Annotated in this window: 15 protein-coding genes; 13 read left to right on the top strand and 2 right to left on the bottom strand. The window is 45.7% G+C overall.

The window, feature by feature from the left end; translation table 11 throughout:
* Nucleotides 1–15: 15 nt before the first annotated feature.
* Both A9237_RS22140 and tssH read right to left on the bottom strand, forming a co-directional pair.
* Complete coding sequence (locus A9237_RS22140) at nt 16–1,644, bottom strand: sigma-54-dependent Fis family transcriptional regulator (RefSeq protein ID WP_078609691.1); 1,629 nt, start codon at nt 1,642–1,644, stop codon at nt 16–18.
* Nucleotides 1,631–4,309 carry a type VI secretion system ATPase TssH gene (tssH, locus tag A9237_RS22135; protein WP_078610240.1) on the bottom strand — a complete coding sequence of 893 codons (2,679 nt, stop codon included), beginning with the start codon at nt 4,307–4,309 and terminating at the stop codon, nt 1,631–1,633. The genes A9237_RS22140 and tssH overlap by 14 nt, the downstream gene beginning before the upstream one ends.
* 455 nt (nt 4,310–4,764) lie before the next feature.
* Here tssH and A9237_RS22130 point away from each other — a divergent pair, with 455 nt between their 5' ends.
* From A9237_RS22130 to tssG, 13 genes are all read left to right on the top strand, one after another.
* Complete coding sequence (locus A9237_RS22130; protein ID WP_009705234.1) at nt 4,765–5,283, top strand: Hcp family type VI secretion system effector; 519 nt, start codon at nt 4,765–4,767, stop codon at nt 5,281–5,283.
* Nucleotides 5,284–5,355: 72 nt separating this feature from the next.
* Nucleotides 5,356–7,434: a type VI secretion system Vgr family protein gene (locus tag A9237_RS22125; protein WP_005438008.1), complete on the top strand. Its 2,079-nt coding sequence runs from the start codon at nt 5,356–5,358 to the stop codon at nt 7,432–7,434.
* Nucleotides 7,434–7,919 carry a hypothetical protein gene (locus A9237_RS22120; protein ID WP_078609690.1) on the top strand — a complete coding sequence of 162 codons (486 nt, stop codon included), beginning with the start codon at nt 7,434–7,436 and terminating at the stop codon, nt 7,917–7,919. Before A9237_RS22125 ends, A9237_RS22120 begins: the two co-directional genes overlap by 1 nt.
* Before the next feature lie 100 nt (nt 7,920–8,019).
* Nucleotides 8,020–9,339, top strand: coding sequence for a hypothetical protein (locus A9237_RS22115; RefSeq protein WP_078609689.1), 1,320 nt, complete (start codon nt 8,020–8,022; stop codon nt 9,337–9,339).
* Entirely contained in the window at nt 9,320–10,312 is a 993-nt protein-coding gene (locus A9237_RS22110; RefSeq protein WP_078609688.1) for a DUF2169 family type VI secretion system accessory protein, read from the top strand. Before A9237_RS22115 ends, A9237_RS22110 begins: the two co-directional genes overlap by 20 nt.
* Nucleotides 10,305–11,249, top strand: coding sequence for a hypothetical protein (locus tag A9237_RS22105; protein WP_078609687.1), 945 nt, complete (start codon nt 10,305–10,307; stop codon nt 11,247–11,249). The genes A9237_RS22110 and A9237_RS22105 overlap by 8 nt, the downstream gene beginning before the upstream one ends.
* 235 nt (nt 11,250–11,484) lie before the next feature.
* On the top strand, nt 11,485–13,488 hold the full coding sequence (locus A9237_RS22100; RefSeq protein WP_078609686.1) for a serine/threonine protein kinase: 2,004 nt from the start codon (nt 11,485–11,487) through the stop codon (nt 13,486–13,488).
* Nucleotides 13,488–15,062 (top strand): type VI secretion system protein TssA, encoded by a 1,575-nt coding sequence (gene tssA / locus A9237_RS22095; protein WP_078609685.1) that lies wholly within the window; start codon nt 13,488–13,490, stop codon nt 15,060–15,062. Before A9237_RS22100 ends, tssA begins: the two co-directional genes overlap by 1 nt.
* Nucleotides 15,063–15,088: 26 nt before the next feature.
* The gene (gene tssB / locus A9237_RS22090) at nt 15,089–15,595 is read left to right on the top strand and encodes a type VI secretion system contractile sheath small subunit (RefSeq protein WP_005437995.1); all 507 of its coding nucleotides are present in this window, start codon (nt 15,089–15,091) and stop codon (nt 15,593–15,595) included.
* Nucleotides 15,596–15,603: 8 nt separating this feature from the next.
* Complete coding sequence (gene tssC / locus A9237_RS22085; protein ID WP_005437988.1) at nt 15,604–17,079, top strand: type VI secretion system contractile sheath large subunit; 1,476 nt, start codon at nt 15,604–15,606, stop codon at nt 17,077–17,079.
* A 61-nt stretch (nt 17,080–17,140) separates the two neighbouring features.
* Nucleotides 17,141–17,551: a type VI secretion system baseplate subunit TssE gene (gene tssE, locus A9237_RS22080; RefSeq protein WP_020195813.1), complete on the top strand. Its 411-nt coding sequence runs from the start codon at nt 17,141–17,143 to the stop codon at nt 17,549–17,551.
* Between the two features lie 10 nt (nt 17,552–17,561).
* The gene (gene tssF / locus A9237_RS22075) at nt 17,562–19,310 is read left to right on the top strand and encodes a type VI secretion system baseplate subunit TssF (RefSeq protein ID WP_020195814.1); all 1,749 of its coding nucleotides are present in this window, start codon (nt 17,562–17,564) and stop codon (nt 19,308–19,310) included.
* Nucleotides 19,307–20,305 carry a type VI secretion system baseplate subunit TssG gene (gene tssG, locus A9237_RS22070; RefSeq protein WP_078609684.1) on the top strand — a complete coding sequence of 333 codons (999 nt, stop codon included), beginning with the start codon at nt 19,307–19,309 and terminating at the stop codon, nt 20,303–20,305. Before tssF ends, tssG begins: the two co-directional genes overlap by 4 nt.
* The last annotated feature ends 70 nt before the right edge of the window (nt 20,306–20,375 follow it).

The raw sequence follows: 20,375 nt of genomic DNA, 5'->3' as shown, positions 1-20,375 counted from the left end.
CTTCTCGCTTCTCGCTTAACCAGCTGCAGAAATATCGTATTTCTTCATTTTATGGTTGAGTGTGCTCATTGGAAGTGCCAATTGCTCAGCTGCTTTCTTGGTGTGCCAATTACAGGCATTTAAGCAATCGATGATCACTGTGCGTTCGTATTGGCTGACAACGTCCTTAAGGCCCATTGAAGCGTCTTCCAAATCCGCTTGTGCTGGCTCGTAAGCAGGTTGCTCTGGGGCAGGTGACGCCGCTTTGACTTCAACACTTGGCGTATCTTCTGGGATTTGTTCACCAAACTCGATGTGAGTGATGGTTTCAAAATCGGACAGTAGTACTGAGCGTTCGATGATGTTTTTGAGCTCACGTACGTTACCCGGATAAGAGTATGCAAGAAGTTGTTTACGGACGTTGGCACTTAACCCCGGCGCTTGCGGTAAACCTAGCGTGTTTGTGGTGTGTTGCACGAAGTGCTCTGCGAGAGGGAGGATGTCCGACTTACGGGCTCTTAAAGGGGGCAATGTAATCGGGAATACATTCAAGCGATAGAACAAGTCAGCACGGAACCCACCATCTTTGATTTGCTGCATAAGATTACAGTGGGTTGCGGCGATAACGCGAACGTCCACTTCAATCTCTTTGCTGGTGCCGATTGGGCGAACTTTACGTTCTTGTAGCACACGCAGCAATTTTGCCTGCAGTAGCATTGGCATATCACCAATCTCATCCAAGAATAGTGTGCCGCCGTTGGCTGCTTCAAACAGGCCGACTTTGTCTTTGTCTGCGCCCGTAAATGAACCTTTCTTATGCCCAAAAAGCTCAGATTCCAATAACTGCTCTGGAATAGCCGCACAGTTTTGCACGATCAAAGGCTGTTCTGCTCGGTTAGAGTTTTCGTGAATGTATTTCGCGATCACTTCTTTACCGGCACCAGTTTCACCACGCAACAGAACGTCGACAGGAAGAGATAACACCTTATCAAGACGATTCAAAACACTGAGCATTTCTTCGCTCTCTGCAATAGGACCTTGATAGGTTTTTTGGGTACGCTTTTTGAGCTGAGTGTTCTCACGCACTAGGGCTTGATTATCGGCACTGAGGCTTTTAATCACTTGCCCATATTGCTCTAACCAAACGGCTTGGCGAATATTACTTGCGGCCATACGACAAAACTCGGTCAATGCAGCCTCATTGTCGATAACACTTAAATCGAGCAAGACCAAGAGTCCAATGGTCTTACTTTCGCTATCAATCAAAGGCCAAGCCAGTAAGTTCTCGCTTTTTAACCCTAGCGTCTGCTCAGTTTGATAGATGCTGTCACAGTCATAGCCGTTGTACTTATACAACTCGTTAATCAATACCACTTCACCATTGCGAATGGCAAAGTTAAATGGGTCGTTCTCACTAGCGGAATCAATCTGCAATGCCTCCCAAGGGTGGGAAACAATCGTTTTATCGTTATGGTGAGCGGTACTTGGAATCAACGCCTGGCCAGTCTGGTCCAAAACATAAATGATGCCGTGCTTTGCGAGGGTCATTTGTCTCGCAGCGGTCAACACAGCGTCCAATGTTTGAGTTAGCTGGCTGCGATCAGCCAAAGACTGGCTGATCGCAAGTAGGGCGTTGCTAAGTTCGCTATGGTTAGCTGAACGCATAGGTTAGTGTTCCTTGCTCATCGACAGACACTTCGATTTGCGTATGTGAATCATCCTTGTCATGCACTAGTAGCTGAGTCGAGAGCTGAGGCAGTAACTGACGGTTGATAACCGCGTCGATGTTACGCGCGCCCGTTTCAGCAAGGCGACAGTTACCTAGTACGAACTCAACCAAACTTTCTTCGTAGCTCAGAGACAGCTTGTGATGGCTCTGTAGACGCTGAGAAACTTTGTTCAGCTTATGGTGAATGATTTCTGTCATCGCTTCATCAGAAAGCGGAACAAATGGCAGTACCGACATACGTGCCAACAGTGCCGGTTTGAAGTGTTGGTTCAAAGTAGGGCGGATAGCTTCTGCGATGATGTTTGCATCGATGTCTTTTGATTGATGAACCAAAGATTCGATCTCGTGCGTTGCAAGGTTACTGGTCATGATGATCAGCGTGTTCTTGAAGTCGATTGTGCGGCCTTCGCCATCGTTCAGCGTACCTTTGTCGAACACTTGGTAGAACAGGTTCAACACTTCTGGGTCGGCTTTTTCTACTTCATCAAGAAGTACAACAGAGTATGGACGCTGACGTACCGCTTCTGTCAGCATGCCGCCTTCACCGTAACCTACGTAACCCGGAGGTGAACCAATTAGGCGAGATACCGTGTGTTTCTCTTGGAACTCAGACATGTTGATGGTCGTCATAAAGCGCTCACCACCAAACATTTGGTCAGCGATCGCACGAGCCGTTTCGGTTTTACCCACACCACTTGGGCCAACCAGCAGGAATACGCCCGTCGGTGCATCTGGGTTTCCTAGGCCAGCTTTTGCTGTTTGGATGCCTTCAGACAGTGCATCGATAGCGTATTCTTGGCCTTTGATGCTCTGTGTTAGGCTTTCTTTCAGTTTTAGTGTGGTTTCTGCTTCGTCTTGAAGCATCTTACCCATTGGAATACCAGTCCAGTCCGAGATCACGTGGCTAACTTCATCTGGACCCACTTCAAAGTGAACCAATGGGTTGCCACTACGGATTGCGTCTAACTGTTCTTGGCAGGCTGAAATTGCAATGCGAACGGCTTCTTCATCCATTTCTGCATATGGAGAAACGTCTTGCTCTTGTTCTGAATCTTCGTCTGCAACAAGCTCTTCTTCATTTGTTTCGCCAAACACCAGTTCATGCAAGCGAGAGCGTAGAGTAATCATCTCTTGGATCTGCTCTTTTTCTTTGTGCCATTGGGCTTCTTGCTCTGCTAGCTCTTCTTTCGTTGTTTCCATTGCCAGTTTTAGGTCTGGAATGTTAGCAAGGCTGTGCTTGTCGCCAGTTTGCTGCAGAGCATCACGTTCAAGAGCTTCTAGCTCGCGCTGTTGAGCTGCAAGTTCTTGCTGCAGAGTCTCAACAGAAGCAGGAATGGCATTAAGACTGATGTTCACTCGTGCACACGCCGTATCTAGTACATCGATCGCTTTGTCTGGCAGTTGACGACCAGAGATGTAACGAGCAGAAAGTGCTGCCGCAGCAGTGATGGCGTCATCACGCACGTAAACATTGTGTGACTTCTCGTATGCAGGGCGAAGACCACGAATGATCAATGCTGCTTGCTCTGGAGATGGTTCGTCGAGTTTCACCAATTGGAAACGACGCGCAAGGGCAGGATCTTTCTCAAAGTACTTCTTGTATTCCGACCATGTTGTTGCAGCGATGGTTTTCACTTCACCACGTGCTAGGGCAGGTTTTAACAAGTTTGCAGCGTCGCTGCCGCCCGCTTGGTTGCCACCACCAACAAGGGTGTGTGCTTCATCGATGAAAAGAACGATAGGGGTTGGCGAATTTTTCACTTCATCCAATACCGCGTTTAGGCGTTTTTCGAATTCACCTTTTACGCTTGCACCTGCCTGCAGAAGACCCATGTCCAAGCCGTAAAGCTCAACACCTTTGAGGTTGTCTGGTACGTCACCTTGTACAATCTTAAGTGCTAAGCCTTCTACTACTGCGGTTTTACCAACGCCCGGTTCACCAACAGCAATAGGGTTGTTTTTACGGCGACGAGCAAGAATGTCTACGATTTGGCGGATTTCTTGGTCGCGGCAGAAAACAGGATCGATTTCGCCTTTGCGTGCTTTACCAGTGAAGTCGGTCGTGAACTTGCTCAGTGCTGAACCATCTTCACGAGCTTGTGTTTTCTCAGAAGTCGCGACTTGCGCCTCAATAGAGTGGCTGGTTAGCTCTGCAAAGTTACGCTTAAGGCTGTCAGGGTTTACCGCTTCAAGGATAGAGGCGTAACCGTGTTGGCCGTAACGTAGAGGGTTGCTAACAAGAGTAAGGAGTAGGGCGCCAGAGCGGATTTGTGTTTCGGATAGATCTAAAGAAGAAACCAGCCAGCTTTCTTGTAACCATTCGATTAATAAAGCAGAAAAAACAGGTTTGCTGCCATTTCCTTTGGCGTTGGTGTCGAGTGTGGATCGAACCGATTGTCTTAATAAGTTCTCAGAACAATCAAAATGACTTAATAAGACGTCAAAATCACTATTTGGCCTTTCTAATAGACTCAGTAAATAATGCTCAATTTGAACTTCGTTTGCTTTTTCAGAGACTGCAAGTGCAGCGGCGTCTTCTAATGCCACTTTTGCAATCGGGTGTAGACGCTGAATTAATGAAGAAAGGTTTATATTTATCATAGCCATTTTATTCTTTAGAGGAAAAGAGGTAGCGGCTATTATACTAAAAGTGACAGTGCGGTTTTTTTATCAAGATATTTTGACTATCGTTTGTTGGTGATTTTAATGATGATATTAGTGTGAATATTTACCACTGACAAATATTCATTGTTATTGTGAATTAATTATTGGTTAATGTGCCTAAATTGCTAGTGTTATTAACTTTATTCTGCCTTAAATATATGGTTATTTTCACTTTTTATAATCGAAACAATTTATTATTATTTGAATCCAACTTTTTGGTTTTTCATCCAATAAATTGTACTTAATAAATTGATAAATAAAGCTGATTTCTCTCTAAGTTGTTGTATTTAAAGGTTTATAAGAGTTGGCACGGAGTTTGATTATACCAAGTAGTCGCGGTGATAAGCGATTTGGTGATTTAAACAAAACAGATTTTAGAAAAGGAAATAACGATGCCAACTCCAGCATATATGTCTATCCAAGGTGAAACTCAAGGTCACATCACTAAAGATACTTACTCTGCAGATTCTGTAGGTAACACTTGGCAAGAAGCTCACGTTGATGAGTTCCTAGTACAAGAGCTAGACCACGTACTAACAGTGCCACGTGACCCACAAAGCGGTCAGCCAACAGGTCAACGTGTACACCGCCCACTTGTTGTAACTAAAGTTCAAGACCGTTCTTCTCCACTACTATTCAACGCACTAGTATCTGGTGAAAAACTTCCTGAGTGTGTGATTCGTTTCTACCGTACTTCAGTTCAAGGTAAGCAAGAGCACTACTACTCAATCAAACTGATTGATGCGCTACTTGTAGATATCCAAACTCGCATGAACCACTGTCAAGATGCTGCAACTGCAGACCGCGTGACAGAAGAAGTTCTTAAGCTGACTTACCGTGCAATCGAAGTAACTCACGAAAACTGTGGTACAGCTGGTAACGACGACTGGCGTGCTCCACGCGAAGCATAATTGCTTTTTGCGTAAAGATTCAGGGCCAACAATTGTTGGCCCTAATTCGATTATTTGTATCAGGTAAAAGATATGGTGAATGACGTAGAATTTAAATTTGAAGTGCCAGGGTGTGGGCACGAGTTTCGAGTAGAAAGCTTTCAAGTGAATGAAGAGCTTTCGAAGCCTTTTCACATCAGTCTCTCATTACTTTCACTTGATCCAGATATCTCTTTTGATGCTCTCATTCGTAAAGCGGGCACGCTGACTCTTTATGGACAGGGTGTCGGTGCTGCGCGCGTATTCAACGGCGTAGTAAACGAAGTTCGTTACCTAGGTACGGGGCGTCGTTTTTCTCGCTATCAATTGGTTTTGGTTCCTCAAGCTTGGTTCTTATCTCAGCGCCAAGATTGTCGCATTTTCCAACAAAAGTCAGCGCAAGATATCATCACGGAAGTGTTAGATGATGGAGCGGTTACTGATTATCGATTTGAAGTCTCGGGCACTTACCCTCCAAAAGAATACGTTCTGCAATATCGCGAATCTGACTTGCACTTCGTTCAACGAATGATGGCTGAGCACGGTATGTGGTATTACTTTGACCATACCGATTCAAACCACACCATGGTGATTGTTGATAGTAACGATGCCATCGCGCCTTTGGTGAGCTCACCAATCAATGCATCATACATCGGACCGATTGTGTTTCACGCTGATGGCGGCGGTGTTGCTGATCGCGAGCACATCTCTGATCTAGAGCTTGTTAATCGCGTTCGAACTGGTCAGGTTACGTACACGGATTACAACTACGAGCAGCCAAAGATCCCGCAAGAGATGACGCACGCGGGTGACCTTGACCAAGATTTGAAGCAGTTTGATTATCCAGGTCGTTATGTTGATCCTGCAATGGGGCAGGTGAGAACGACGGAATGGATGTCTGAGCACATTGTGGACAACCAACAAGTGGAAGCAAGCAGTGATGTAATGCGTTTGGCGTCTGGTTACAGCTTCAATATCGGTGAGCATCCTCGTTCAGAAATTAACCGTGATTACATCATGCTGTCCGTCATGCATACAGGGCAAGATCCGCAAGTGCATGAGGACGAAACCAGTGGGATGCCGACTACCTACTACAACCAGTTTTCTTGTATTCCACGCGATGTGGTATTTAAAGCACCAAAAATGGCTGCGCCACTTGTTGACGGCCCGCAAACTGCTGTTGTGGTTGGCCCGGCAGGCGAAGAGATCTACACCGATAAGCTTGGACGAATCAAAGTTCAGTTCCATTGGGATCGCTATGGCGATAATGATGAACATGCGAGTTGTTGGATTCGTGTAAGCCAATCTATGGCGGCTCCTACTTGGGGTGCGGTTTATTTACCACGTATTGGCCATGAAGTGGTAGTGACCTTCCTTGAAGGGGATCCAGACCGTCCACTAGTGACTGGCGCGGTTTATAACGGCCTACATTTCCCTCCGTACTCGTTACCAGAGAACAAAACGCGTACCACGTTCCGTACTCAAACGCACAAAGGCACTGGTTATAACGAGCTGAGCTTTGAAGACGAAGCGAACCAAGAAGAAGTCTACATTCACGCTCAAAAAGACATGTCGACGAAAGTACTCAACAACCGTTACCGAGACATCGGTCAGGATGAGTTCTTAAAGGTAGCGCGTCATCAAACTAACGAAGTACACGGTGATCACAAAGAAACCATTGATGGTCACAAGACAACACAAGTAAACAGCACCTTTACGGAAACCGTAGAGCAAGACGTCACTGTTACTTACAACGCCAACGAAACTCAGTATGTGAAAAACAATTCTGATTTAGAGATTGGTGATAACCGCACGACCAAGATTGGCAAGAATGATGATCTGGATGTGGGTGAAAACAGCAACTTAACCGTTGGTGCATCGAAGAGCTCAGACATTGGCGCGGACGATAACCAAACCGTTGGCGGCAACTTAACCGTGTCGGTGAAAGGTAATACGTCATACAAAGCCGATGGCGCAACGCAAATCATCAGTGGGGACAAGATTGTGCTGAAAACCGGCGGTTCTTCATTAGTGATGAACAGCGACGGTTCAATCAAGCTCTCTGGTTCTTCAATCACCATTGAAGGTAGCGATAAAGTCGTCGTGAAAGGTGGTAACGTAGCGATTAACTAATGATGGAAAAACAACCTCTTATTACAGAAACCATCACGAAGCAGCAAGCCGATTCACCGGCTTGCTTTTCGCGTTTTGGAACCATAGTCGCCATCAACGAATCAACGGGCAGTGTCCGCGTTGATTTTGATGGCAACCCATTTAACCAACCACTTACCGCAAGGTTAGGGCGTGGCTTTCGTCGCTCTGAGCTACAAATGGCTATCGATAATCGATTAAGTTGTCGAATCGAGTTTTTGAACGACGACTTAAGCTTGCCTCTTGTGACGGACATTTTCTTCTCCATTTTGGATGACTCTGAGGAGTTTGTACTGCGAGCAAAGAAGATGGTCATCGAGACAGAGCAAGAACTGATCGTTAGAAGTGGTGAGACAGAAACTCGCTACAGCGGGCGTGATAGCCGAATTACCACTAAAGCGAAATACGTCACTTCTCAAGCAGAGAAAGCACAAAAAATTCAAGGCGGAACGATCGCAATTAACTAGTTAGCTCGTTTTAACTCTTTATCTCGTGGTAACGAATTGACTAGCCACTCGAGTTAACTAATTGCAATCGCGTTATCGCACGCTAAAAACGGATAAGTAGATGCGACAAAGAATCGGTGTCGAGCACCTAAAGGCACCAATAACCAATCAAGAAGTCGAAGGCGCGTTAACAAGAGCTGAGCGTGCTGTGAACGACCTTTCCCAATTACCGCCAACTTGGCTGAGCTTTTGTAATGAAAAGCTGTCTATTGCTTCTGAAAGCATCGGATTTTTAATCAAGCAGCGAATTCAAATTCACAAGCGGGGCTATCCAAGTCGTGAGTTGGAGTATCTCAAACTGATCGAGCGTCAAATTGAAGAGCTCAAGCAGGTCTACTTGTCGTTTTATCGATTAGCACCGGGCTTGATTCATCAATTAAGAGGCCAGGAGCCGGAAATTTACGGCTGGTTGATGCTTCAGGGTGAGTTGGGCTCTGAGTTGGATAATCTTTTATGTGGATTGAGTTTACTCGAAGCGTTAGATACCAAAACGGCCATGGTCATTGTCACGCAATCTCCAGTTGAACACATTGATAGTGTGATGTCTGAACTCATTGAGGGGAAGGCAAAATCGAGTACGTTGTACTTCGAGTGCTTGCGTCTGCGTCAAGCTTTGAGTGTTGCGTTAATTAAACGTTGGCATAAAGCGGAAATTATACGTTCTAATATCGCGCTACCTCTATTGGCATTGCAAGATGTGGAAGAGGGGATTGAATGGATTAATGACAATGCGAACTCTGAACAATATCTGTTTGAACGTTTGATCACTAAACGCGACAGAGGCACCTGGTTCCGTCAGTGTTTTGGTATTGAGCCGAGTGGTTTGCCTTCTGATCAAGTGCTGACTTTCGCGAAGCTATTAGAACTCAAAGAGTTTGAGGCATTTGATATCTCTTCTTCATTAGCCCCCGTTGATTTTGCTCTGAGTGGCGATTGGAAGTTAGTGCCAGAAATCATCGAGCACTTGGAAACTCTGGAAGAAGATGACGGTGAAACTTGGATTCAAGCTTTGTATGTGGTTTACGGAAAGCTTCTACCCCTGACTCCTGAAGAGGTTGGTGTCGAATATGAGTGGGAAGAGATCGTCTACCTGCTCAATGAATGGGTGGAAGATGAAAAACACGTCCAAAACCTACCAAGTCGCTTAGGTTATGCATTGAGCTTCGAATCTACTTTAGCTGCGATGCAAGATGCCAACGTTGATGTGCTGTTCCGCGATTGGTTATGGCGCCAAATCTGCATTCAATCCAGAGCGTACGTACCTTGGGATATGGCGATGCCGATTCATCAGCAAGACTGGAACTTCAACAATTTAAAGGCCGCACCTTCTGCGAGCGAACGATTTAACTTAAGGAATAGCAATGCAGTTATGGGATATTGAGGCGCACCCTGAGCTATCACTTAAAGGTCGTTTTCAACGCGACGAAAACGGCGATGAAGTGTGGGTTGTGGTCGCTAAACGTACTTGGCAGTTCGATGGTGTGGTTTGGCACGAAATAGGTGAAAGCGAAATCTTCGACGATCCCCAATATTTGGGCGAAGAAGGTTTCTCTGCGATGAAAGTTGACCACGAGTTTGCGTATACCAAAGACAACACAGATGTGCTTGTTTACGGCAAAGCGCGCAGCTACGCGAAAAAGCCAGTGACATACCAAGAGTGTCGCGTGTTGATTGATGGCCACATTGACAAAACCCTAGCGATTCATGGTGAACGTGTTTGGGTTGAACATGGTGGCAGTATCACGCTCAGTAAGCCTACTCCTTTTATTGAAAAAGACATTGATTACACCTGTGCAATTGGTGGTGATTTACGTAACCGAGTTGGTGGCGGGGTTGCCGATTCCAACAAAGAACTGCTCGAACAGAAAGTACCGTCGGTTTTCTACCCGAGAGAAGAATGGAGTTCTACTTCGAAAAATCTTCGCGTAGCGGGCTTTGGTCCGGTTCCTCCTTTCTTTGAATCGCGCCAAAAACTGGCTGGGACATTTGATGAGGATTGGATTGAAAACCGCAAGCCAATGCTACCGCTCGACTTTGATAAGCGTTTCTTCCAAAGCGCACCTGTTGATCAACAATGTAAGGGCTTTCTTCATGGTGGTGAGCGCTTGATGATGAGTGGTTTTTGTCATGATGACACGCTTTCATTCCGAATTCCTAAAGAGAAATATCGCGCAATCGCGACGTTCAAAGGCAACAGCTACCAAGCTGATATGGCGATGTACACCTTATTCGTGGATGCTGAAAAGAAAACCATATCAATCAGTTACACCGCTGCGTTTCCTTGTCAGGGTAAAGAGCATTTGTTGGTGTCGACATCGATCACTAAGTTGGAAGAGGTAAGCGAACATGCATAATTCAACAGGCCGTTACGTGCTGGGAATGGAAGTAATGACGCCTACTGGCATGAATCTGGATATCGCAACCAGTGTCGCAAACGCTGATTTAGCGAGATTTGATCAAGTGGTTGGTAAAGACGGCATTGAGCGTTTCACGTTTGCCAAAATCGAGTACACAAAAGAGAGCGTGTTATTTGAAAAAACGTGTGAATTAACTGCAAATTTACTGGACTCCTTGCTTGTGCAGTTACCTCGTTCTTTGAAGCCGATTCCATTACTTATTGCTGTGCCAACGACAATTTCATTAGTGAAGATGCAAGAATGGCTTGGTGAAAGTGACTATTCTGACTTTCTTTCTGTGGTCGAAGTAGTACACGCCAGTGGGCCTAGCTTCGTGCTACAGGCTATGAAGTCTTTGGACAAATACGATGCCATGATGTGTATTAGCGTCGATTCTATGGTGGATACGATGCAAGCGCTCATTGATGATGCCATGGTCATGAGTACCAATAATCCGTGGGGCATTATTCCGAGTGAGGGAGGGGCTGGTTTAATTCTCTGCCGAAGAAATACGGTAGAAACATTGAAACTTAAACCTCAAGCGCAGCTTGGCTATATTGATACGGAATTAAATACGTCAGATCGAAGAGGCATGTTTCGCCTTGTTCAGCGCGCGAGTAAAAAGCTCGATTCATTTGGTGAAGTGTATTCCGATATGACGAATCTCCGTATGCACACGGAAGATTACGGCTTTGCATTGGGGGCCAAAGCAGAACGTTTCACCAATCCAGAACAGCCGCAGCTTATCAATGAGTTATGGGGCACGATGGGCAGTAGTTCTTCACTCGCTTTGATTGGATTTACGGTTAAAAATCATCATTTTAACCAACCTGCATCGCTATTAATGTTTGATTTTAATGGTGACAAAGGGTTGCTTCAATTACTGGCGTGCTAGGACAAAACAACACGCAAAACCTTATTAAAATGCTCTCATAATCTCGGCAAGGTATTTAATCGATGAAAACAACATAACTTATGTAGTGAAAGCGTAAGTCAAAGAGTCTAATAACTTAGTAATTATAACTAAAGTAATAGCGTTACTGTTCGTTTTAAATACCAGCCTTGAAACAAGGATGTTTCAGCAAATATTATTTCGGCCTAATAATATTTGTTCGATAAAAGAGTGCAAAGTGTCTGATAAGCAGGGAGCAGCCAAAGGATATATTGATCAATTGGTTGTCAAAGCCATTGAGAAAAAGAAACAGAACGAGCAAAGGTTGGCGCAGAAAAATAAGCCAAAGCTTGAGTACGTACTTTTTTCACAATTTGATGTTCTAGACACGCTGCCATCGAAAAATGGTAGAACTACGGTTTACCATCTCGCCAAAAAAGGCCAACCGGAAAAACAAATCTGCTGTAAAGTCGTCAACGAAGATGCGCCAGACATTGCCAATAAAATGTTGGTCAATGAGGCAAGTAGATTAGAACTTTCTCAACATCCTAGCGTTGCGGATTTCATTAAAATCGGTAACGAATTTGAACGCCCATACTTAATGTACGAGTGGATTCAAGGTGAATCACTCGCAGAAAAAATGGAGCGTCACTCCTCTAAAGGTTTCCGTCACGACCATATTGCTTGGTTAGTGTACCAACTTGCAGGTGCGCTGGAATTTATGCACACCCGAGGTATCTGCCATCTTGATATCAAACCATCAAATGTTTTGGTTAGCGAAGGCGACTACGTCAAGCTCATCGATTTTGGTGCGGCTCGCTATATTGGTGAGACAGAGTCTCACGCTGAGGCAAGTTTAAGTTACGCTTCACCTCTTTATCTTGAGACAGGTACAACCGAACCGCAAGACGATGTTTATTCACTTGCATTACTGACGGGCCATTTATTTATTGGTTCGATCTTTGGTGACGCTTGGCACAAGCAATTAAAAGATCGCAAACGTCCGGCATTAATTCCAAACCATATTTGGAAGCTGATCAAGCAAGTGATTAATAACCCAAGAGGGCATGGCTACACCGCAATTTCTTTTGCTCAGCAACTTGCACGCATTGACACTCAATCTATTGATTCACAGTCGAATGCGCCGATTTTCAGCAGCTTGCGTAATGCCGACTTATTGCTGACGCATTGTAAACCTCAAGACAAAGCCGGCTACGGTCGCTTTAAAGTGCTCGAAGCTAGCTTGGTATTGAGCGTGATGGCAATTACAGGCCATTACTTATACGAACAAAACCAGCCTGAGTGGAAAACGATTGTGAAGTCGGAACCGACAATTTCACAAAACGAAACTCCTTTGGCGAGTACGATCAAACCAGCACAAACCGCTTCTTTCTTGGCTCAGCCTCCATGGGCTATCGAGCAGGCGCTCAATGATATGGAAAAAGACGTTATGTCGACGGCACCTTATCGTGAAGCCTACCAAGTGCAGCAAATGAAACTGTCTAAGCTGTACAAAAATAATCAGGCGCAATTGACCTCTTATCAAGCTCTAGCGGATGACTTACCGAAGACGCTAGTAGATTTGCGTATAGAGTTGGTGACGTTAAGAGAAAAACTGGTCGATGATGGTGCGCTATTCCCATACGCGGATAAAACCTTAACCAAAGTGATGGCAGGTTTAAATGTCGCGTCGGTTGATTCGATGAAAATCTCTGCTGTTGCGGGAAGCAAAGACGAGCAGATTGCGAATTTAATCCTTGATGGTGAAGCTAAATTGGCCGACGAAGAGATGAAAGCGGCTTGGTTGCTAAATCAATCGGAAGCTTACTTCTACAGCCAAGTGTTGCCAAATAAAGTAATGGCAAACATCAATGAGTCTATCGAGCAGCACGCAAAAGATCACTACTACACCAAAGCCATTGAAGAGGCGAAGGCCGCTAAGACTTATTTTGGTAACACGCCGGCGCTGAACAAAAAGGTCAAGGATCTGATTGTTGCTCGTAGCGAATACATTCTATTTAGCACCGTAACTGAACAATCGGTGTTTGATAAGCAAAAATTGCACGATTCACTGGCTGACCTTGAGCGAAACGCGCCGAAGAAGTTTAGTGAAATTACCGATCTGCTTGAGAGCATGGCTACGGATTCTATCGATAAAAGTCATCAACTTTCTCGCCCGGCACGTGGTGCAATCGCCGTTGAGCGCGCTCTGAGAGATTATCTAGCAGAGGGGAGAGGCTAATGTCTGTTATCGATATCGAACGCTTATTGGCCCCTATCTCTGATGCAACGCCAGTGGGTGAAGATGCTCGCTACGAGTTTTGCTTCGAGATGATGGAATCTGAAGTAAAGAAATTCGGTTCCCTGTTTGGTGAAACGGTCGATTGGGGCGTCGTAAAAACGCATGCGACTGAAGTGCTAGAGCACCACAGCAAAGACTTAAAAGCCATTTGTTACCTTGTACGCGCCCTAACGGAAGAGTTTGGTCTTCTAGGTTTTGAGCAAGGTCTAAAGCTGCTTAGTGAGGCGTTAAGTCGCTTTGGCGTTGAACTTTATCCTTCGCGAAAGCGCGGCAGAGATGGCGCGGTCGAATGGCTGAACCATCAGTTTAAATTGGTAAGCGGTAAGTTAGCAGAGAGTGCTCAGTCATGGGAGTTGGTTTCAAGCTGTATTTCGACCATTGAAGAGGTTCAGCGACAATTCGACGATGTTTACCAAGACTCAGAAGCGGATTTCTTTGAGATTCGCACTCAGCTCAACGTCTTATCTCAACAAGCTGCGGCTGATGACCAAATCGATGACGCATCGGTCACTGTTGAACAGGCGATATCTACGCCCACTACGCAGCCTGCCGCATTAGAAACGCCGGCACAGAGCGAAGTGCAAACCGCTCCAGCGAAGACGGTTACGCCGACTCCTAAAGCTGCACCAGTTAAGAAAGCGGTAGCAAAAGAAGTGGACGTCGATACGGATTTCTCTTCGCCGACAGCTTCTAAGCGCACCTTGAAGAAGGTTGCAGAAGTCATGCTTCATGCAAATCCAAGTGATCCGCTGGCTTACCGAATTTATCGTCATCTGACTTGGGATGATATTGATGGTCTGCCTGATCATCAAAACAATCAAACGCCATTGAGCTTGGCGGTGTCTTCCGATCAACAGGCGGAATACCGAGATAAAGCCAATCAAGAAAGCGACATCGACACCATTAAACGTTTAGAGCGCACACTAACGGATGCGCCGTTTTGGCTGACAGGTCATTACTTCGTGTATTCGATGCTCATTAATTTGGGCTTTGACGATGCAGCGCTGGCTGTGAAACAAGAAGTGCAGCGTTTTGTTGATTCGCTAGAGGGCATCGAGCACCTCTCATTTAAGAATTCTTTACCATTTGCAGATGAAGCGACCTTGAGCTGGTTATCGACTCAGGATGCAACTTCTTCGACGTCTCAGTCCGTTGTTCAAACGGTCGTGATTTCGCAAGAAGATTCGCTGCCGATGGAGGATATCACTCTAGAAAACCTAGGGGAATATGCCGCAGAACTTGCCCGCAAACTCGAGCTGGATAGCTCGGGACGTGGACAGTTTATGCTGTATTTACAATTGATAGCAGCTTACCAGTCTGTTGGATTATACCCGTTGTGTCTGCCTTATCTTGAGAAGGGTTGGGAAGTACAAAAAGCGTTTAATCTCGCGAGCTGGGAACCCCACTTATCGTCACAGTTGGAAGACCTGATTCGAAAAACACTCCATCAGTTATTCAGAAGTAAGGATCTTTTGCCTGAGAAGTATGAAGAGTGGAAAGCAATTTATGACTAATTAAAGAGTTAAATAAGGAACTAATTATGTCACGTGACGGCTCGGTGGCTCCTAAAGAGCGAATTAATATCCGTTATGTTCCAGCAACTGGTGATACGCAAGACGACGTAGAGCTGCCGCTGAGCATGATGGTAGTTGGCGACTTTACTGCACGTGCAGATGAGACGCCAATCGAAGAACGTACTCCAATCAATATCGATAAAGACAACTTTAACGAAGTGCTAGAAGGCATGTCTCCAAACGTTAAAGTGAATGTTGAAAACCGTCTTTCTGAAGAAGAAGGTGGTCAAATCGGCGTTGATCTGACGTTCCAAAACATGAAGGACTTCTCTCCTGAAGCAATCGCGAAAAGCGTACCTGAGCTAAACAGCTTGCTTGAACTTCGCGAAGCCTTGGTTGCACTGAAAGGTCCTCTAGGAAACGTTCCTGCGTTCCGTAAGAAGATCGCATCGGTTCTTCAAGACGAAGAAGCGAGAAAGAAACTGTTGGATGAACTAAGCATTGGCGCCGACCAAGAAGCGAAAGAAGAGTAAGGGATATCATGTCTGCAGAAGCACAAGCGCCAGAACAAGAAGCAGCCTTAGTTGAATCAGGCTCACTTCTGGATAGCATTCTTAACGAAACTCGTTTAAAGCCAAGTGATGAAGGTTTTGACGTTGCAAAACGCGGCGTAGAAGCATTCATCAGTGAGCTACTAAGCAGCTCGAACACAGAGAAAGTAGACCAATCTTTGGTTGATCTGATGATCTCTGAAATCGACCAAAAACTGTCGAACCAGGTTGATGCGATTCTTCACAGCGAAGAAGTTCAAGCGGTTGAATCAACGTGGCGTGGTCTTAAGTACCTTGTTGACCACACTGACTTCCGTGAGAACATTCAAATTGAATTGATCTCAGCGAAGAAAGATGAAGTTCTTGATGACTTCGAAGACGCACCAGAAGTGGTGAAGTCTGGTCTTTACAAACAGATCTACACACGTGAATACGGCCAATTCGGTGGTAAACCTGTTGGTGCAGTAATCTGTGATTTTGACATGTCAGCATCAACGCCTGATATCAAATTGATGGAATACATGGCGAACGTGGGCGCAATGTCTCACGCGCCGTTCATCACGTCTGCATCGGCTAAGTTCTTTGGCCTAGACAGCTACGAAGAGCTACCAAACCTAAAAGACCTTAAGTCTGTATTCGAAGGTCCACAGTACGCGAAATGGCGTGGTCTGCGTGAGCACGAAGATGCGCGTTACCTAGGTCTATGTACGTCTCGCTTCATGCTACGTACACCTTACTCTGTAGAAGATAACCCAATTAAGGCGTTTGACTACGATGAGAAGGTAACAGACAGCCACGACAACTACCTATGGGGCAACTCAGCGTACGCGATGGCATCTAAGATCAGTGAGTCATTCGCTAAATACCGCTGGTGTCCGAACATCATTGGTCCTCAAAGTGGTGGTGCGGTTCAAGATCTACCGGTATACAACTTTGAAGCAATGGGTCAAATCGAAACTAAGATCCCAACAGAGATCCTTGTTTCTGACCGTCGTGAATACGAACTAGCGGAAGAGGGCTTCATTGCTCTAACCATGCGTAAGGGTTCTGACAACGCGGCGTTCTTCTCTGCAAACTCTGTTCAAAAACCAAAAGTGTTTGCGAACACGCCTGAAGGCAAACAAGCAGAGATGAACTACAAGCTAGGTACTCAGCTTCCTTACATGTTCATCATCAACCGTCTGGCGCACTACATCAAAGTGCTACAGCGTGAGCAAATCGGTTCTTGGAAAGAGCGTTCTGACCTAGAAATCGAACTGAACAAGTGGATCCGTCAATACGTTTCTGACCAGGAGAACCCGCCAGCGGAAGTTCGTGGTCGTCGTCCACTTCGCGCTGCGAAGGTAGAGGTATCAGACGTAGAAGGCGATCCAGGTTGGTACAAAGTATCGATGTCTGTACGTCCTCACTTCAAGTACATGGGCGCAAGCTTCGACTTGTCTCTAGTTGGTAAACTAGACCAATAACCCATTACTGAAACCATCAAGCAGCCAGTGAAGACTGGCTGCTTTTTTCGTAGGACCGAACATGGAAAAAGGTTATCGTCTTCTAGAACGGATTGAATTGGGTGAGCCAAAAAACTGCTACGAGAAAGTGGTGTCTCACAAGCACCTGATTGAGTCTATTCATTCGCACCTTGCCGACTTATTGAACACACATTCTGGTAACGCCATGATTGATGATGAGTACGGCCTACCTGATTTCAACGATGTGCTTTCCAATAACACAAACCTCGTTCGCCACATTCAAAAAAACATCACATCAACCATAGAACGCTTTGAGCCCCGACTATTGAATGTCGAGGTTCATTACCGTGAAGACCACCATAACCCATTACAACTCGGCTTTGGTATTCGCGGCGAAGTTTCCCATAACGGCGGTAAAGTCCCAATGTCGATCGATGTCTACATGGGAACCGACGGCCAATTTAACGTTTAGTAGGTGCCACTTGAGTAACAGTAAATACTTTCAAGATGAACTCACGTATTTGCGCGAGTCGGGTAGTGAGTTTGCCAAATATCACCCAAAGCTAACTCACTTTCTGTCGGAAGGAACCTTCGATCCAGACGTCGAGCGACTGCTTGAAGGTTTTGCTTTTCTGACCGGACGTATCCGTGAAAAGATTGACGACGAACTGCCGGAGTTGACGCAATCTCTGATGACTTTGCTGTGGCCGCATTACATGCGTTCAATTCCGTCTTTGTGCATCAGTGAGCTGAAACCACATACGGGAAGTGTTACTGAGAAAACCGTGGTGAAACGTGGCGCGGAGATGGCGAGTGAACAAGTTGAAGGCACGCAGTGTTTGTTCCGCACTTGCTACGATGTGAATCTGTACCCAATCACGATCACTAACATCGAACAAACCAACAGCCGCACCAGTTCAGCGATTGATGTGACGTTATCAACGGAACATGGTCTTGAGCTGTCTCGTATCGGCTTAGATACGCTGCGCTTGCACTTGCATGGCGAGATTCATATTACTCGCACCGTCTTCTTATGGTTGTTCCGCTACCTAGATTATGTCGAGCTAGATGTTGGTGGTGGCTACAAACATCGCCTAGGGCCAGAATACGTTAAGCCAGTAGGGCATGAAGAAGACGAAGCGCTGTTGCCTTACAGCAAAAACTCCTTCGCAGGTTACCGCTTACTACAAGAATTCTTCTCTTTGCCAGATAAGTTCATGTTCTTCGACATCAAGGGCTTAGAGTGGTTAAAAGGCATTCCGCAACGCAGTACGGTCAAAATCAAATTCCACTTTAAGCGTGCTTTGCCTTCAGAAGTCGTGCTTAAAGATAAGCACTTAAGGCTACACTGCACCCCAGCCGTTAACTTGTTCGAGAAAGACGGTGATCCAATTCGCTTAGAGCATCGCCGTAATGAATACAAAGTACGCCCTCAAAGCAATACTCAAGAACACTATGAAGTGTATGGGATTGAGCAAGTGGAGAGTTGGAGTAAGGACGAACGCCGTCGTAAACCATTAATCGAATTTGAGTCGTTTGAGCACCAAATCAACCAGCGTGATAAACGAGAGTTCTACAAATCCAAAGTAGGTGAGCGAGTAAGCGGAAGAGGGTTAGAGCGCTATATCTCATTCCATACTCACAATGGCGACATTGCGGATCTTGGGACTGAAACCGTATTGATGAAACTGCAATGCAGCAACGCGGATTTGGCAGAACGTCTTTCGGTGGGTGACATCACTTACGCAACCCACAAGTCGCCAACGTATGCGACGTTTAAAAACATTACGAAGCCAACACAATCGGTAAGCCCTCAGGTGAACGGCGAGCTTCAATGGCAACTGATTGCCAACATGTCGCTCAACTACTTGTCTTTAGCAAATATCGATGTGTTGAAAGTGTTGCTCTCGACGTACGACTTCCATTCTCGTGTTGATAGACAAGCCCACCGCGCGTCGATTCATCGACTTGATGGCATTATTTCGTCAGAGATGAAGCCAATTGACCGCGTGTTCCGTGGCGTTTCTGTACGTGGTAACCAATTCAAGTTGGTGACCAACTCTAAGTTCTTCGTGAATGAAGGCGATATGTTCCTTATGGCAACCGTACTGAACGAATTCATCCGTTTGTATTCGAGTGTGAACTCCTTTACTGAACTGGAAGTGTTTGATGAAGCCACTGGCGAAGTGTACAACTGGGCAAGCCTGATCGGACAGCAGACGATTCTATGATTAATACACTTTCTGATAAGTCGAATGAGTTTAGCTTCTACCAAGCGGTGCTTTTGCTGGAGAAACACTACCAACTAGAGCCAAATTCCAATTTTGTCGCGGTTGGTGAGAACAAATACTTCCATCAGGAACGCATTGAGTTCAGTGTGTCGCCAAATCTGTGCTTTCCGAAGAGTGATATGGACTTTATCACTCATATGGAAAGAAACGGGCAGCAGTATTCTCGTGTTGAGACTAACTTCCTCGGTTTGCATGGCTCAAGTTCACCACTGCCAGCCTCTTACACGGAGAAGCTTGCAGGGCGCGACCCCGATGATAACCCGGTAAAAGACTTCTTCGACTTTTTCCATAACCGCTACACCAGTTTGTTGTATCGAGTTTGGAAGAAGTATCGTTATCACGTGCAATATCAAAGTGGCGCAAGCGACGCGTTCTCGGGACGTATACTGCATTTGGCTGGTCTGTCAGGCGTGATGCAAGATTGTGATGTCGCGGAGCTAGACCGAGCGAAGATTCTGTCTTACGTTAACCAGCTATCGACACGTACACGCTCTCCTAAGCTGATATCCGGTATTGTTTCGCACTACTTTTCACTGCCAAATGTGCGTATTGAAGAGTGGGTTTATAGACGCGTAGAAATCGCTGAAAGCCAGCGTAACAAGCTCAATCGCGCTAACTGTGTGTTGGGGCAAAGCTTGCACTTGGGTCAAAGCATTGCGGATTTGAACGGTAAGTTTAACTTGTGCATCGACAACATTGATTTTGAGACGTTTAAACAGTTCTCCTACGATGGCGAATTGCATAAGACGCTAGTGGGGTTGATGCGTTTTATTCTGCGTGACCCGATGTCTTGGGACCTAAAGCTGACGGTTAACCTTGATTCTATTCCAGATAACCAACTGGGTACTGGGGAAGGGAACCATTTAGGTCAAACGTTTTGGTTGGGTAACCCTAGCGAAGCAGACGCTAAAATACGCGTGATTGGCAGCATCTAATGCTTAGCGATGATTAAGAAACGGATGCGTAAGAAGCGTTAGGTAAAAAAAGAACACAAAAAAAGCCGCG

Source organism: Vibrio owensii (genome assembly GCF_002021755.1).
In the GTDB taxonomy this organism is placed as follows: domain Bacteria; phylum Pseudomonadota; class Gammaproteobacteria; order Enterobacterales; family Vibrionaceae; genus Vibrio; species Vibrio owensii.
This window is presented reverse-complemented; position numbering and strand designations above follow the sequence as displayed.